Source organism: Streptomyces graminofaciens, from assembly GCF_030294945.1.
Classification (GTDB): Bacteria; Actinomycetota; Actinomycetes; order Streptomycetales; family Streptomycetaceae; genus Streptomyces; species Streptomyces graminofaciens.
The window spans coordinates 7,319,710-7,331,757 of sequence record NZ_AP018448.1 but is presented as its reverse complement, the minus strand read 5'-3'; the positions used below and the strand labels follow the sequence as shown (position 1 = coordinate 7,331,757).

The 12,048-nt window shown below is 69.7% G+C and carries 25 protein-coding genes; 1 reads left to right on the top strand and 24 read right to left on the bottom strand.

What is annotated here, in order from left to right; all coding sequences use genetic code 11:
• Window positions 1-33 precede the first annotated feature (33 nt).
• From SGFS_RS31935 to SGFS_RS31820, 24 genes are all read right to left on the bottom strand, one after another.
• Window positions 34-360: a hypothetical protein gene (locus SGFS_RS31935; protein WP_286255424.1), complete on the bottom strand. Its 327-nt coding sequence runs from the start codon at window positions 358-360 to the stop codon at window positions 34-36.
• A gap of 106 nt (window positions 361-466) precedes the next feature.
• Window positions 467-958 carry a hypothetical protein gene (locus SGFS_RS31930; protein WP_286255421.1) on the bottom strand — a complete coding sequence of 164 codons (492 nt, stop codon included), beginning with the start codon at window positions 956-958 and terminating at the stop codon, window positions 467-469.
• Entirely contained in the window at window positions 955-1,347 is a 393-nt protein-coding gene (locus tag SGFS_RS31925) for a DUF6915 family protein (protein ID WP_286255420.1), read from the bottom strand. The genes SGFS_RS31930 and SGFS_RS31925 overlap by 4 nt, the downstream gene beginning before the upstream one ends.
• Complete coding sequence (locus tag SGFS_RS31920) at window positions 1,344-1,787, bottom strand: HNH endonuclease (RefSeq protein WP_286255418.1); 444 nt, start codon at window positions 1,785-1,787, stop codon at window positions 1,344-1,346. Before SGFS_RS31920 ends, SGFS_RS31925 begins: the two co-directional genes overlap by 4 nt.
• Before the next feature lie 59 nt (window positions 1,788-1,846).
• Window positions 1,847-1,984, bottom strand: a complete 138-nt coding sequence (locus tag SGFS_RS31915) for a hypothetical protein (RefSeq protein ID WP_286255417.1) — start codon at window positions 1,982-1,984, stop codon at window positions 1,847-1,849.
• Window positions 1,981-2,202 carry a helix-turn-helix domain-containing protein gene (locus tag SGFS_RS31910; RefSeq protein WP_286255416.1) on the bottom strand — a complete coding sequence of 74 codons (222 nt, stop codon included), beginning with the start codon at window positions 2,200-2,202 and terminating at the stop codon, window positions 1,981-1,983. Before SGFS_RS31910 ends, SGFS_RS31915 begins: the two co-directional genes overlap by 4 nt.
• A gap of 187 nt (window positions 2,203-2,389) precedes the next feature.
• Complete coding sequence (locus tag SGFS_RS31905; protein ID WP_286255415.1) at window positions 2,390-2,830, bottom strand: hypothetical protein; 441 nt, start codon at window positions 2,828-2,830, stop codon at window positions 2,390-2,392.
• Window positions 2,830-3,132 carry a WhiB family transcriptional regulator gene (locus SGFS_RS31900; protein WP_286255413.1) on the bottom strand — a complete coding sequence of 101 codons (303 nt, stop codon included), beginning with the start codon at window positions 3,130-3,132 and terminating at the stop codon, window positions 2,830-2,832. The genes SGFS_RS31905 and SGFS_RS31900 overlap by 1 nt, the downstream gene beginning before the upstream one ends.
• Window positions 3,129-3,743, bottom strand: a complete 615-nt coding sequence (locus tag SGFS_RS31895; protein WP_286255411.1) for a RuvC family protein — start codon at window positions 3,741-3,743, stop codon at window positions 3,129-3,131. The genes SGFS_RS31900 and SGFS_RS31895 overlap by 4 nt, the downstream gene beginning before the upstream one ends.
• Window positions 3,740-4,582 carry a DUF6205 family protein gene (locus tag SGFS_RS31890; protein WP_286255409.1) on the bottom strand — a complete coding sequence of 281 codons (843 nt, stop codon included), beginning with the start codon at window positions 4,580-4,582 and terminating at the stop codon, window positions 3,740-3,742. Before SGFS_RS31890 ends, SGFS_RS31895 begins: the two co-directional genes overlap by 4 nt.
• A gap of 3 nt (window positions 4,583-4,585) precedes the next feature.
• Complete coding sequence (locus SGFS_RS31885; protein ID WP_286255407.1) at window positions 4,586-4,840, bottom strand: hypothetical protein; 255 nt, start codon at window positions 4,838-4,840, stop codon at window positions 4,586-4,588.
• The gene (locus SGFS_RS31880; protein WP_286255405.1) at window positions 4,837-5,118 is read right to left on the bottom strand and encodes a hypothetical protein; all 282 of its coding nucleotides are present in this window, start codon (window positions 5,116-5,118) and stop codon (window positions 4,837-4,839) included. The genes SGFS_RS31885 and SGFS_RS31880 overlap by 4 nt, the downstream gene beginning before the upstream one ends.
• Window positions 5,115-5,444, bottom strand: a complete 330-nt coding sequence (locus SGFS_RS31875; RefSeq protein WP_286255404.1) for a hypothetical protein — start codon at window positions 5,442-5,444, stop codon at window positions 5,115-5,117. The genes SGFS_RS31880 and SGFS_RS31875 overlap by 4 nt, the downstream gene beginning before the upstream one ends.
• Entirely contained in the window at window positions 5,441-6,067 is a 627-nt protein-coding gene (locus tag SGFS_RS31870; RefSeq protein ID WP_286255402.1) for a 3'-5' exonuclease, read from the bottom strand. The genes SGFS_RS31875 and SGFS_RS31870 overlap by 4 nt, the downstream gene beginning before the upstream one ends.
• 72 nt (window positions 6,068-6,139) lie before the next feature.
• Window positions 6,140-6,733 carry a hypothetical protein gene (locus tag SGFS_RS31865; protein WP_286255400.1) on the bottom strand — a complete coding sequence of 198 codons (594 nt, stop codon included), beginning with the start codon at window positions 6,731-6,733 and terminating at the stop codon, window positions 6,140-6,142.
• A complete protein-coding gene (locus SGFS_RS31860; protein WP_286255399.1) occupies window positions 6,730-7,527 on the bottom strand; it encodes a hypothetical protein in 798 nt (265 codons plus the stop codon). The genes SGFS_RS31865 and SGFS_RS31860 overlap by 4 nt, the downstream gene beginning before the upstream one ends.
• On the bottom strand, window positions 7,524-8,393 hold the full coding sequence (locus SGFS_RS31855) for a PD-(D/E)XK nuclease-like domain-containing protein (protein WP_286255397.1): 870 nt from the start codon (window positions 8,391-8,393) through the stop codon (window positions 7,524-7,526). The genes SGFS_RS31860 and SGFS_RS31855 overlap by 4 nt, the downstream gene beginning before the upstream one ends.
• Window positions 8,390-8,674, bottom strand: coding sequence for a hypothetical protein (locus SGFS_RS31850; protein WP_286255396.1), 285 nt, complete (start codon window positions 8,672-8,674; stop codon window positions 8,390-8,392). Before SGFS_RS31850 ends, SGFS_RS31855 begins: the two co-directional genes overlap by 4 nt.
• Window positions 8,671-9,102, bottom strand: coding sequence for a hypothetical protein (locus SGFS_RS31845; protein ID WP_286255395.1), 432 nt, complete (start codon window positions 9,100-9,102; stop codon window positions 8,671-8,673). The genes SGFS_RS31850 and SGFS_RS31845 overlap by 4 nt, the downstream gene beginning before the upstream one ends.
• Window positions 9,099-9,407 (bottom strand): hypothetical protein, encoded by a 309-nt coding sequence (locus SGFS_RS31840; protein WP_286255394.1) that lies wholly within the window; start codon window positions 9,405-9,407, stop codon window positions 9,099-9,101. Before SGFS_RS31840 ends, SGFS_RS31845 begins: the two co-directional genes overlap by 4 nt.
• Entirely contained in the window at window positions 9,404-10,489 is a 1,086-nt protein-coding gene (locus SGFS_RS31835) for a hypothetical protein (RefSeq protein ID WP_286255393.1), read from the bottom strand. Before SGFS_RS31835 ends, SGFS_RS31840 begins: the two co-directional genes overlap by 4 nt.
• Window positions 10,486-10,827: a hypothetical protein gene (locus SGFS_RS31830; protein WP_286255391.1), complete on the bottom strand. Its 342-nt coding sequence runs from the start codon at window positions 10,825-10,827 to the stop codon at window positions 10,486-10,488. The genes SGFS_RS31835 and SGFS_RS31830 overlap by 4 nt, the downstream gene beginning before the upstream one ends.
• A gap of 86 nt (window positions 10,828-10,913) precedes the next feature.
• Complete coding sequence (locus SGFS_RS31825; protein WP_286255390.1) at window positions 10,914-11,084, bottom strand: hypothetical protein; 171 nt, start codon at window positions 11,082-11,084, stop codon at window positions 10,914-10,916.
• Entirely contained in the window at window positions 11,081-11,311 is a 231-nt protein-coding gene (locus SGFS_RS31820) for a helix-turn-helix domain-containing protein (protein WP_286255389.1), read from the bottom strand. The genes SGFS_RS31825 and SGFS_RS31820 overlap by 4 nt, the downstream gene beginning before the upstream one ends.
• Window positions 11,312-11,548: 237 nt before the next feature.
• On the opposite strand from SGFS_RS31820, the gene SGFS_RS31815 reads away from it, so the two are divergent.
• Complete coding sequence (locus SGFS_RS31815; protein WP_286255385.1) at window positions 11,549-12,007, top strand: helix-turn-helix domain-containing protein; 459 nt, start codon at window positions 11,549-11,551, stop codon at window positions 12,005-12,007.
• The last annotated feature ends 41 nt before the right edge of the window (window positions 12,008-12,048 follow it).

Below are 12,048 nucleotides of genomic sequence, written 5' to 3'. Positions count from 1 at the left end.
CCCCGCACCGTCCGTGCGGGGCCGTCGTGCTGCTCAGCGGTAGTTGTGGATCAGCAGCCAGGCGGGTGCCGGGTGGTCGGTGAGGCCGAGGCGGACGGCGGCGTCGTGGAGGGCGGTGTCCCAGGCGGTGAGGTCGGTGGGTTCGGCGAGCGTGTCCGGGGCGATGCGGACGACTTCGTTCTCGGCGACGAGGGTGGATCGGGTGACGAGGAGCAGCTGGTCGCGGTCGCCGACGACGATGTAGCCGACGCTGTCGGGGCTGTTGGGCTGGCCCTGGAGCGCGCGGTCGATGTCGTCGATGTCGGTCCGGGGCGGGATCTCGAAGCCGTAGGAGAGGCTGACGGAGTGGTAGAGGCCCATGGGCGGTGCTCCTTCTGGTGGCTGGTGGTCCGGGCCGCCCCGCGGGGAAGGTCGGGGCGGCCCGGTGGCGGCTGCTGGGGGGAGGTGCAGCCGCCCGACAGGTGGCTCAGTCGTGGCTGTAGAACTCGATCTGGATGCCGTCGCGGCGGACGGTGATCTCGGCGTGGTCGCCGAACGCTTCGAGGAGGACGACCTCGAACGCCCCGCCCTCGACCGCCTTCTCCAGCTCCTTGCACCGCAGATAGCGGGCCTCGTCCGGGCCTTCGTACGGGTCGGTCACCCACTCGCCCGTGGACGCGTCGCGGTGGCCGGTGACCTTGCCGAGGGTGCGGTGCCCCCACATCTCCAGCTCGTCCTCGTCGGCGTCCTCGTCCGCCGTGGTGCGCACCCAGGTGCCGTGGGCGGAGAAGGTGCAGGGCTCGCCGTCGTTGAAGTACGGGGTGTACTGCCGCCAGCCGAACTCGACGATCGTCGGGTCGTCGAGGACGGCCTGGAGGATCGGCTGCAACTCCTCGATCGGCTTCTGCTCGACGCGGTCGGAGCCTCGGGTGATGTCGCCCTGGACGGGAATGCCGAGGAAGTTCTGCTGGGTGGTCACTGGGTGTCTCCAGAGGGCTGGTTGAGGAGCAGGTGGGAGAGGGGGATGGTCTTGCGCTGGGCGCCGGACATCCACGGCTTGATGGGCATGCCGTCGATGTAGTCCGCGGGGCTGGGGAGCCAGCCGAGGTCTTCGAGGACGTGCTGTTCGGCGATCAAGCGGACCGGGACGCGGACGGTGGAGTGGGTCTTGGGGACGTCGAGGGTGACGCCGAAGATCCGCTGGCAGAGCCAGACGCCCTCGGTGTGGTGGTAGAGGGAGCGGTGCCGGGAGTCGCCGATGATCCGCTTCGACGAATCGATGAACTCGTGGACGGGCAGGTAGATCTCGGGTTCACCGCCCCACTTACGGGCGCTGGACTGGGCGTGGTGCCAACTGTTGATCGTCATCCCCTCCCCATGACGCCCTGAATGCAGCCGAACGAGACGCTGTGCTCGCGGGCCAGGGAGCGGTAAGTGCAGCCGCCTCGCGCGTACTGAGCGCGGATTGCCGCTTCCTGCTCGTCCGTGAGCCGCCTCGCGCGCGGCACGTAGAGCCCTCGCTCTATGGCGTCTGCGGCATTGGACTTGTGGTCGCCGGGGAGCAAGTGGTCGGGACGCACACACGGCGGGTTGTCGCAGGTATGCCGCAGCAGGCCGGGCAGTTCGCCGTTGGCGAGCCAGTAGGCGGCGCGGTGCGCCTTGATGTCGACGCTGGCCTTGCGGGACCGGAAACGGCCGTAGCCGTTGCGGTCCTGGTTTCCGGTCCAGAGCCAACAGTCGTCAGGGGCCGTTGTCGTGGCTACTCGGGAGCGGAACCGCTCGACGAGCCATGTGGGCCAGGAGTTCACGCGTGTTCTCCTTGGGGTTGGGTGCCCCGGCCGTATTCGGGTCGGCCGGGGCGCTTCGGTCAGTGGTCGGTGAGTGCGTACGCGAGGGCCGCCGCGGCAAGCCCCGCCCACGCCGCCCACAGGACGCTCGCTCCGGCGGACCAGGCGATCGCGTACACAGCGGCACCGAAGACCAGGCCGGTTACGGGGCGCTTCATGACGGCCTCACGTACTGGCGGAGACGCCGGACCGTGCGCCCGGACACCCCGAACTCGACGGCCAGATCGGTCGACTTCTCGCCCTCACCCAGCCGACGGACGATGTCCTCGCGCTGTGCGGTGGTGAGCTTCGGCTTCTTCCAGCCTTGAGGCCGGAGCGCGGGCGTGTTGAAGCCGCCGTAGCCCTGGTTCCAGATGCGCTGTTGCGGGGTGGGCATCAGGTGTCCTTTCGGGTGCACACGGTTCGGTGTGCGTGGATGGGGTTCGAGGCGAGGAAGTCGCGGACGAGGGCGCGGCCCGTGATCCGGCGGTGGTGCATGCACGCCGTGCAGAGGAAGTCAGCGACGGCGACTTGGCCGCGTTGCATCCGCCGTACGGCGATACCGCCTTGCCACGGGCCGGCCATCACGCCGCGGCCCCGAAGATCCGGCGGTACATGGCGTCCGCCCGGCGCATCGGTTCATCCGTCGCATGCGCCGGAGCCACACACCACGACTGGCCACAGCCCGGCAGCACACGGCCGACCGGCAGTCGGCCGTATTCGAGCTGGAAGCCGACGCGGCGGGCGGAGTAGTTCCGTTTGCGGTGGACGAGGTTGGGGGTGATGCCGCGGACGGGGCCGGTCCATCGGATGTGGCCGCCGGTGACGGGGCGTGTCCAGGTGTTCCACTTGTGTTCGATGGCGGTGCCTTGTTCGCGTACGGATTTGGGGAGGCCGAGTTCGGCGCGGATCCGTGCGGCTCGTTTGGGGTTGGTGTGGAGGGTGCGGCTGATGTACCGGTTGGAGTGGCCTGCTTGGAGGAGGGCGACGATGTCGGCGCGCGGCACGCCGCTGGGGCCGGGCATCAGGCGGCCTTGACCGAGGAGACGCGGCGGCGCGTGTACAGGGCGTACCGCTGGCCGTGCGTCAGCCCGCCGCGTACTCCGAACCGGTTGTCCTTCGTCCGCCCGCCTTCCTCGGCGAGTGCGGCCTCCAGGCAGGTACGGAGTACGGGGCAGCCGACGCAGATCGCCTTGGCGTACTCGGTGCCGGCGGTGTCGCCGGGTTGCGGGAAGAACGTGTCGTCGTTGATGTCTCGGCAGGCGCTGGCGTCGCGCCAGTCGGGTCCGCGGCGGGTGTCGGGGACGGTGCCGGTGTAGTGGGTCACGACGGCTCCCCGTTCAGGTCGGGCCACGCAACCTTGAGCAGCCGGTCCCGCTGCGCCTGCGGCATGGTGAACTCGGGCTGCTCGTACCAGTCGAGGCCGGCGGCGCGGAGCCAGAAGGCGTCGCACTGGTTGTCGTCGGCGAACTCCCGCCCGGTGCGCTTCAGGGCGGCGACCGCCATGGCCGTCTTGTCGGCGTTGCCGCGGCCGGTGGCGTACGCCTTCAAGGTGGCCGGGGTGACGAGGACGTACGGCGTACCGAAGTCGATCAGCCGGAGGCGTACGGCGCCGTGGACCATGCCCGTGATCCCTGCGGACTTTGCGTGGGTGGGGAGGTCTTCGATGACGACGAGATCCACGCCGTCGCCGATGCCGTCCGGGCCTTCACCGAGGGCAAGGCCGACCTCGTCGACGATGTGCTGCAACCTGCGGTCGCCGGCCTTCGAGTTGGTCTTGACCGTGCGGGCGGTGCCGTCGGGTAGGGCGATCCCGGGGGCAGTGATCGAAAGATCCAGGCCCATCACTCGCAGGGCCGGGGTCCTGGCCGCCGCAGGGGCGATCGGGAGCGGGTGCAGCTTCACCAGCGGGTGTGTCTCGAACAACGGCGTGCTCATGAGCGCACCTCGGTCTCACCCTCGAAGGGCTCCAGCAGCCGGTAGGCGGCCTGCCTGTCGCCGTGGAGGTACTCGACGGCGTAGTCCCCGAGCCGCTCCCGCTTGAGCCAGCCGCGTTGTTCGGCGACGAACCCGGTGTCGTCCCAGTGACCGGCCCGGTAGCCGCCCATGGCGCTGCTGCCGTTCTCGTCGGCCCGGTTGAGGCGGGAGATGGGGAAGCCGTGCTCGCTGGCGGCTGCGCGGGACCACACGCCGGTGGGGGCGTCGCATACGGTGGACCAGCCGACGTACATGTCTTTGTCGGCCGCGGGCTTGACGAGCAGGCAGCGCAGTTGTGGGTCGTTCGCGGCTTTCAGTTCGGCGTTCTCGTCGGCGAGCTGAGCGTTCTCCTGCTCCAGGGCGACCGCAATCCGGCGGGCCCGCTCCAGCTGCTCGACAGTCGGGGAGCTGTCCTCGTCGGGCCAGACGATGCGCGGCTCGACCTTCACCGCGCGGCCGTCGCGGATGATGACCCGCCACAGGTCGGTGTTCTCCTCGCCCTCGCATTCGAGGCGGCCGGTGAACGCGTGGCCAGGGAACGCGTCGATCGCGGACTGCACCTCGTCGATGAGGTCGTACGCCCGGTACTCGTCGATGTCCCGCATGACGAGGGCGGTCGCGGTCCGCTTCAGCAGCGGACCCTCGTCGGTGTCGACGCTGTCCTCGCTGATACGGAGGATGAGTGACGGGTCGTAGCTGTTCTTGACGTTGTCCGGCGCGAACCGGCTGTCCTTGAACTCGGGCCAGGTGAGCGGCGGCGTGATGGCGAACTCGCCGGTCACGTGGGTGGTGTAGCCCACGGGTCAGTCCCCCTCGATGGTGGTGGTGTGGTCGTCGCCGCTGTACAAGGGCAGCGAGAGGATGAGCTGGCACTCGTCGAGGTCGGCGAGGTTGGTGCCCTCGAAGTTGTCCGGTGCTGGGGGCGGGAAGCCGACGCGGGCCCGCGCTTCGGCCAGCTGGTCGCGGACGGCCGTCCGGCGCTTGTAGCGGCTGAACAGGACGGCGGCGAGAATGCCGAGGCCGATCCAGCCGCCGAGGAAGAGGAGGGCGTCTCTCATGCCGCACCTGCCGACGACTCGGTCCCGCACACCCAGCAGCGGCGTGTATCCCGGCCCATGGCGTGCGGGGTGGTGTGGTTGCAGCACGGGCAGCGGGCGCCGGTCAGTACCTCTGCCTCGCCGTCGTCGAAGAGCCGCAGCAGTTGCGCCTCGGTGAGGTGCTCGCGCACGGTGAGAGCGACGGGCGGGATCGGCTCGTCGGGCAGCAGCAGCGGCCGGAGCCGGTGTCGGCCGTTGGGGGCGACGACCTGACGCAGGTAACGGAGCGGACTCGTCATGACGCCACCCCCCGCCGCAGGTCCTGAAGTTCGCGGCTGGCCGCGTCGTTCGATGCCTGCAACTCGTCGAGCCGCTGCTGCAACTCGCTGGCCCTGCGCAGGGCCAGGCTCAGCCGCCGCTGCAACTCGGCGTCGCCGACGGCGGGCTTCGGCTGCTGGACGGGCCCGTCGGGCTTGCGGTCTCGCTGCTGGTCGAGTTCAGCGCGGAGCCGTTGGATGGTGGCGGCGTGTCCGGCGTTGGCCTTCTTCTCGTCTTCGAGTTCACGGGCCTGGCGGGCGAGGCGGGCGAGTACGGCGGCGTGCTTGGATGCGGAAACGATCCTCACGACGCACCGCCCGTCACGGCGTCGAAGACGTCGCGGGCCCAGCGGGCGTCACCGAGGGCGGTGTGTGCCACGTCGCCGCCCGGCGGCTCTACGCCCGTCCAGCGGGACAGATCCCGGGACGAGAACGGGAACCGCACCTCGTCCGACGGCAGCGGCTTGCCGCCCATCCTGCGGACCATCTCGGCCATGCCGAGCTTCCGCCCGGCGGCGAGGGTGGCGATGTCGACGGGCCGGTAGTGCCACTGCGACGAGCCGGGGCTGAGGAGCTTGCGCAGGAAGCGGTCGTCGAAGCCGGGGTTCGAACCGACCAGGATGGCCCCGCCGAGGACGTTCATGAGGGCGCCGACGACCGCAGCCCGGGTCATGGGGAGGATGGGCCCGTCCTCGTATCCGGTCCACGCCGCTTCGGCGGGTACGGGTACGGCGAACCGCTCCAGGTAGCGGCCGATCTTCAGGGACTCGGGGTCGGCGGTGGCGAGGTTGGGGCGGATCTGCCACACGTACTCGGTGTCCGTGGGCTGGTTGTCGTCCAGGGCGCGGAGGATGACGGCGATCTCCCACGCGTCGCCGAGTTCGGCGTCCAGGTGGGTCGTCTCGCAGTCGACGAAGGCGATGGGTGTCATGGGCTGTGGTCTCCTTGAGGGGGCCGGGCCCCGCCTGTTATCGGCGGGCGGGACCCGGCGTAGAGGGGTGGGCTAGAAAGGGGGCTCGTCGCTGTAGCCGAGCGACGGACCGGTGTCGTAGGTGAAGGGCTTGCCGCCGTTGAGGTCCTCGGCGCGGTGCTCGATCGCACCGCGCAGGTCGAACCCGACCCGCAGCAGCTCGTCCGCGATGCTTCGGGCCCACTTACGGACTTCGTCGTTCTCGCCGTCGACCAGGGCCTCGGCGATGTGCCCGGCGATGACGGCCCGCGCGGAGATGAGCGTGTCCGCGGGCGTCACGTAGCCGGCCGCGTTCAGATTCCGCAGGGCGGTCTCGACGGGCGGCGAGTACGAGTGGCCGGGGATGTAGGGCCGCGGGGCGGCCGTCCACGGGTCGTCCACGATCTCGGCCGGCGCGAGCCAGCTCACGGCGTCCCGCCACTCGTTGATGTGGGGCCCGTCGCCGACGTAACGGTCGGCGAGCCGGGCGACGGACGCTGCGGTCTGCGCGGCCGCGAAGTGGGCTTGGGCGGCCATCAGGTGGAACATCGAGGCCGTCGGGTCGACGGGCTTCCCGCCGGGGCGGTCGAGGCGTTCAGCAGCGCTCATGTGCTGCTCGCCCTCGCGGTAGTGCTGCGGCCCGTTCACGCGGCACCGCCGGGGGTGGCCGTCTCGGGCCAGTCGGTGGAGCCGTTGACGGCGTCCTCGTCCCACACGCCGTCACCGGTCGCCTCGTCGACGTCGGCGCGGCCGACGCTGTACTCCTGCTGCGGCGTCTCCGCGACCGCCGGAGCGGGTGCGGGGGCGGTGATGGCGGCCACCGACAGCGGCGCCTTCGCCGGGAGTACTTGGCCGGTCGTGAAGCCCTCGTACTCCTCCGACGCGTACGGCATCCCGTGCAGCGCGTCCGAGGCGATCAGCCGGGACAGCTCGCCGGTGGCGCGGGCGATGAGCATGCCCTTCGGGTTCTTCTTCCACTGGTCCTTGCCGAGGAGCCCCATTAGCTGCGCACGGTCGACGGTCCACTCGATCTCCTGCCAGTTCTCCGACCCCTGCCGTCGGCCCCGCATCACGCAGCGGGTGTCGTCGGAGTGGACGAGTTCGATGTCGTGGCCCTGCTGCTGGACGATGGCGCGCATGGCGTGCGCCCGCAGCGCGGGTGTCCCTTGGATGACGTCGATGGACTTCAGCGTCGCCATCGGCTTCAGCCCCAGTTCGGCGCCGGCGAGGATCGCGGCGGTGATGTCGCCGGGCTTGCCGCGCAGGGACTGCGGGACGAACGAGGTGGCGGCGAGCTTCTGCGCCATCTGGTAGGCAAGGTCCGCTTCTTGGGCCCACGCCATGAGGGAGGTGGTTCCGGCGGTCGGCGCCGGGGCGGGAAGGTTCTGGGGTTGGGTGGCGACGGCTTGCTGCTCGTCGCGGGTGGCGATCTCGTTGCTCACAGGTATTCCTCGGCTTGGCGGATGGTGTCGTAGGAGGGCATCCCGATCGTTGGGATGTCGGTGACGGGGCCGGTCCAGTCGGGCCACTCGCCGGTGCGCTCGCAGTCGGCGTAGATCCGCAGCGCGCGTTCGTTGCGGGCTCGGCCGATGTCTTCTTCCTGACCGGCGAGTTCGCGCACGGTGATCAGGTACGGGGGCTTCTTCGACTGGAAGACGAAGACGAACCGGGCCCCCTCCGGCGCCAGCCCTGCGGCCTGGACGCCGTCGAGGTAGAGGGCGCCTTGCTGGTGGTAGCTGTAGGCGGCGATCGCCTTGCTGCACGCCTTCGGGTTGGCGTCCGTGGTCGTCTTCAGGTCGACGACGACCGTCACCTCGGGGCGGACGATCAGCCAGTCCGGGCGCACCCGGCAGCGGACACCGGTCGCCGGGTCGGTCCAGTACACCGACCGCTCCGCGATGCCGTTGCCCGGCGCGAACATCGGTCCGGCCTGGCGGTGCCGGCGGACGGCGGCCGCCATCGCGTCGACCTGTTCCTTCTCCTTCGGCAGGAGCGGGATCTTCCCGGCGTCGTAAGCAAGGTCGCGTGCGGCCTGCGCGTCGCCGGTCCTGTAGTTCGGGTAGGGGATCTCGACGATGTCGCTGCCCTTGCCGAGGACGGCGGCGTGGACGGCGTTGCCGAGGTCGAACTCCCGCTTCGGCGGCTGCGGGTACTGGCGGTCATGGTGGAACTGGGCGGGGCAGCCCGGCTCCAGCAGTTCCCGCAGCCCGGTGGAGGAGACCGACGTGAGGTCGGCGTGGTACTCCTCGGCGGTCAGGTCGTCCCGAACCTCCGGGCCAGCGACTGGGGCTTCTGCGGTCGTCGTCATGTGCGGCCGCCCTTCAGCGTGTAGAAGCGGTTGCTGGGCTCGTCGTGGAGGGTGAGGTAGCCCCATGCGGCGAGGTCGTGGAGGTCGCCGCGTGCTACGGCCCGGATCTTGGTGTCGGGCAGGTCGGCTGTGGAGTCGAGGCGGCGGTAGAGGCGGACGGTGCGAGTCGAGTTCCATCGGCCGCGTTGTCGGCGGATCTCGTTGAGGAGGTCGGCGAGTCGGCCGGTGGGCCCGGCGGCCGGGACCGTGGTGGCCCCGGCGCGCTCGGTGGAGACGGTCACGAGGCCCGCCGGTCCTGCTGCTCGGGCAGCGGGTTCGCGGCGAGGTGGCGGCGGGTGGGCAGCATCGACGGGTGCTTGATCTCGGAGGCGCCCTTACGGAACCGGGAGGTGACCCGCTCCACGGCTGTCAGCTCGCCGAGGAGACGGCGGATGTCGAACGCGCCCACCTCGACGTGCGCGGTCTCCATCCCGGCGACGTCCTCGACCTGCTCGATCGCGGCGTCCAACTCGCCCTCACGGGCCACACTGCCGACGACGGCGGCGAGTTCGTCGAGGGCGTCGATGATGTCGTCGCGGGAGGTCGGGTCCGCCCAGTGCTGCACCAGCTGGACGAAGGTGTCCGTGCGGATCTGGTCGACACGCAGCACGCCGTGGAGGTGGTTGGTGCCCAGCTCGACGCTGAGCGGCGGGTTAGTGGAGTGGTTCATCGGGTGGCGCCTTCCGTGGCGGGGAGAAGAAGAGCAAGCAGCGCGGCAGCCGTCAGAGCCGCATCACGGGCGGTCAGCCGGGCGTCCAAGACGACGGACTCCACCCACCGCAGACCAGCGACGAGCGCGCGGTCGAAGGTGTGGCAGGCGTGCACAGCGGCCTGCCACACGCGGGGGAAGTCCGAGCGGTGCGCGTCCGCCAGCAGCAGAGCCGGAACCGACACCGCAGCAGCGGTACCAACACCCAGACAGATCGCGGCGGGCGCGGACAGATCGGCGAAGAAGAAGACGAGGATGTCCATCACGCACCGACCTGGTGGCAGTCGGCGTCCTTGCCGTGGTCGCAGTTGCCGCAGACCATTCGCCAGCCGTCGCGCGGGCTGAAGTGGTGGACCTTCAGGCAGCGGGCCGGGTCGTCGTCCTCGCGAGCGGTCCGCACCGACAGGCCGCCCGTCTCGGGCAGGTCGTGCCCCACGCGGTAGGTGTGGTGCACTGCGGCGTAGTGCTCACCGTCCGGCGGCCCGTACAACGCCGCACGAAGCGCCCGCATCTCCGGCGCACCCGCACCCACACCCACACCCGGGATCGGCCCGTCCACCGGACACGGCGCATCCTCCTCAGGGCACCCCGACCAATGCGGCTCCACACGATCCGTCTCCGGACACGTGCACCCGTCCTCGTCGGCCAACTCCGGGCCCGGCGCCGTGTTGTGACCGTGCTGCGCCTCCGCAATCAGACGCCACGTCTTGCACGTCTCCTCGACCTCAGCCAGCGCCACGTCAGTGGTCGCGTGAGTGATCGCCGATGCCGCCAACTCGTCCAGGAAGTCCGCGCGGTCCTCGTCGTCCAACAGCGCCGCCCACGGCAACGCAGGCGGGTACTTGCCGTCCGGCGCCTCGATCGCCCGCAGTGCCTGCACCGCGTCGTCCAACGCCTCGTTCGTGACGTGCCGTTCCGCCTCCAGCTCGATAACCCGAGCACGGAACTTGGCGATCATCTCCAGGCACCAGCCGAGGTCATCGTGCGCGTGAATGACCAAGTCAAGATCGGCGGGCAGCACGTTCGTGAACTGGCCCACCGTGCGCTGGTAGCCGTCAACGTTCGTGCGCACCGTGCCCGGAAGATCGCTCGCGACCGGAGACACGTACCAGCTGCCGGACCGCGCCTGATCCACCCGGCCCCGAATGCGAGCGACCTCCTGGTCGACCAGCTCGGGAACATCGGTCCAGTGCGCGCCCATCGGGAGAAGCGGGCGGCCATCCTCACCGCGCCCCCAAGGAGCCTTGACGCGGTCGTCCTCCACCGGCGCCGGGCCCGCAGGCATCGGCAACGCGCCCACGGCCGCAACCGCCTCAGACAGGCTCGTGATCGACTCATCCGCGCTCACGCCGCCACCGCCGAAGACTCGACCGCAGCCAGCGCCCACGCCCGGAACGGCACCTCGCCCCGCACACCGTCCGCATGCACGTACACACGCCGCTCGTCGTGCGGCCGCTCCTCCACCGCGACACCGAGCGACTCCGCGAACCGACGAACCGCACCCGCGTCGGCGAAGTGCAACTGCACCCCGATCCGCCACTGGAACGTGCCCGGCAGGTAGCCCCAATCCTGGTGAGGCATCAGGCTCACCGAGTCCGGGGCAACCGGCGACGCCGCCGTGACGTGCTCCGCAGTCGAGTAGGCGGCCATGAACTGTTCGGTCGGGGTCTGCAACACTGTGGCCATCGAAGGCCTCTCTTTCTCTGTGGTAGGGGTCGCCGATCGCTGGGCCGTCATCCGGGCAAGGGGGCGGCCCTTCGGCGTGGAAGGGGTCAGGCAGCGTCGGCGGCGGGGGGCTTTCGCACCTCTCCAGCCGGCCGGGTGAAGATCCGGCGGAGCTTCTCCACGAGTTCGTCCGACGGGTCCGGGGCTTCGGCGACGCGCTTCTTGAGGTACGCGAAGTCGTCGGGGTGGAGGAGCGCGTGGCGCTCTTCGCGAGTCACGCGGTGGCCTCGATGGCCTCGTCAACCTCGTCGAACACGTCGCGGAGGTCGAAGCCGTAGGTGACCGACAGGCGGATGGCCGTGATCAGGTCAGGTTGTGCGCCGCCTCGGAGCAGCCGGTAGACGGTCGTCTGGTTGATGCCGGTTGTCTTCTGGATGGCGTGGCCGCTTGTGTCGCCGTGTTCGCTGGCCTTGGCCTTGAGTTTCTCGACGTTGAGTTCATACATGGGCGTGCGCCTCCTTCCGCAGGTAGCGGGCGGGTTCTGCCTCACGAGGAAGACTCTGACACAAGAATGCCTGCCTAGCAAGGCAGGTGCCGCTAAAGGTAGGCGTAAGTTTGGAAGCGAACGCTTGTTCGAAGTGTGATGTGACCAGTGTTAATGCAGGTCAGTGGCCAAACGTCACACCTTCCCTGCGAGGCAGCGTCTAGCTACTGCCTACCTAGGCAGGTACTGTCTGGGGACATGACGGATACCCCCCCGGGCCGCGTGGAAAAATTCTTCGCGGTCGTCCTCCCCGCCCTCAGGCGCGCTGGCTACGCCGAGTACGGCTCCCAGGTGCGCCTCCAGGACGCCACCGGCATGTCCCCCGGCACGGCGTCTCGACTCGTCCGCGGTAAGACGATTCCAGACATCAAGTTCTTCCCGGCACTCGCCCAGGTTCTTGACATGTCCCCGCTTGAACTGCTGGTCCTGGCGGGACACTTCCCCCCCAGCGCACTTCAGTCGCAGCAGACACTGTCCGAAACTAATCAGTCACAGGTAGGCTCCGAGGGAATCACCCCGGAGAGCGCTGCGGACCGACTCGGTTTCCAGGACGAAGTGCGCCGCGCGGTCTTCCTCGGCGTCGTTGAGTCCCTGAAGAACACCAAGCCGGAGGACGACGCCAACGAGGACTCCGGGGGCGCAGCAGCACAGATGTGATGCGGGGGTGCGGTGGATGAGTCTCACAGGCAGTACGCGGG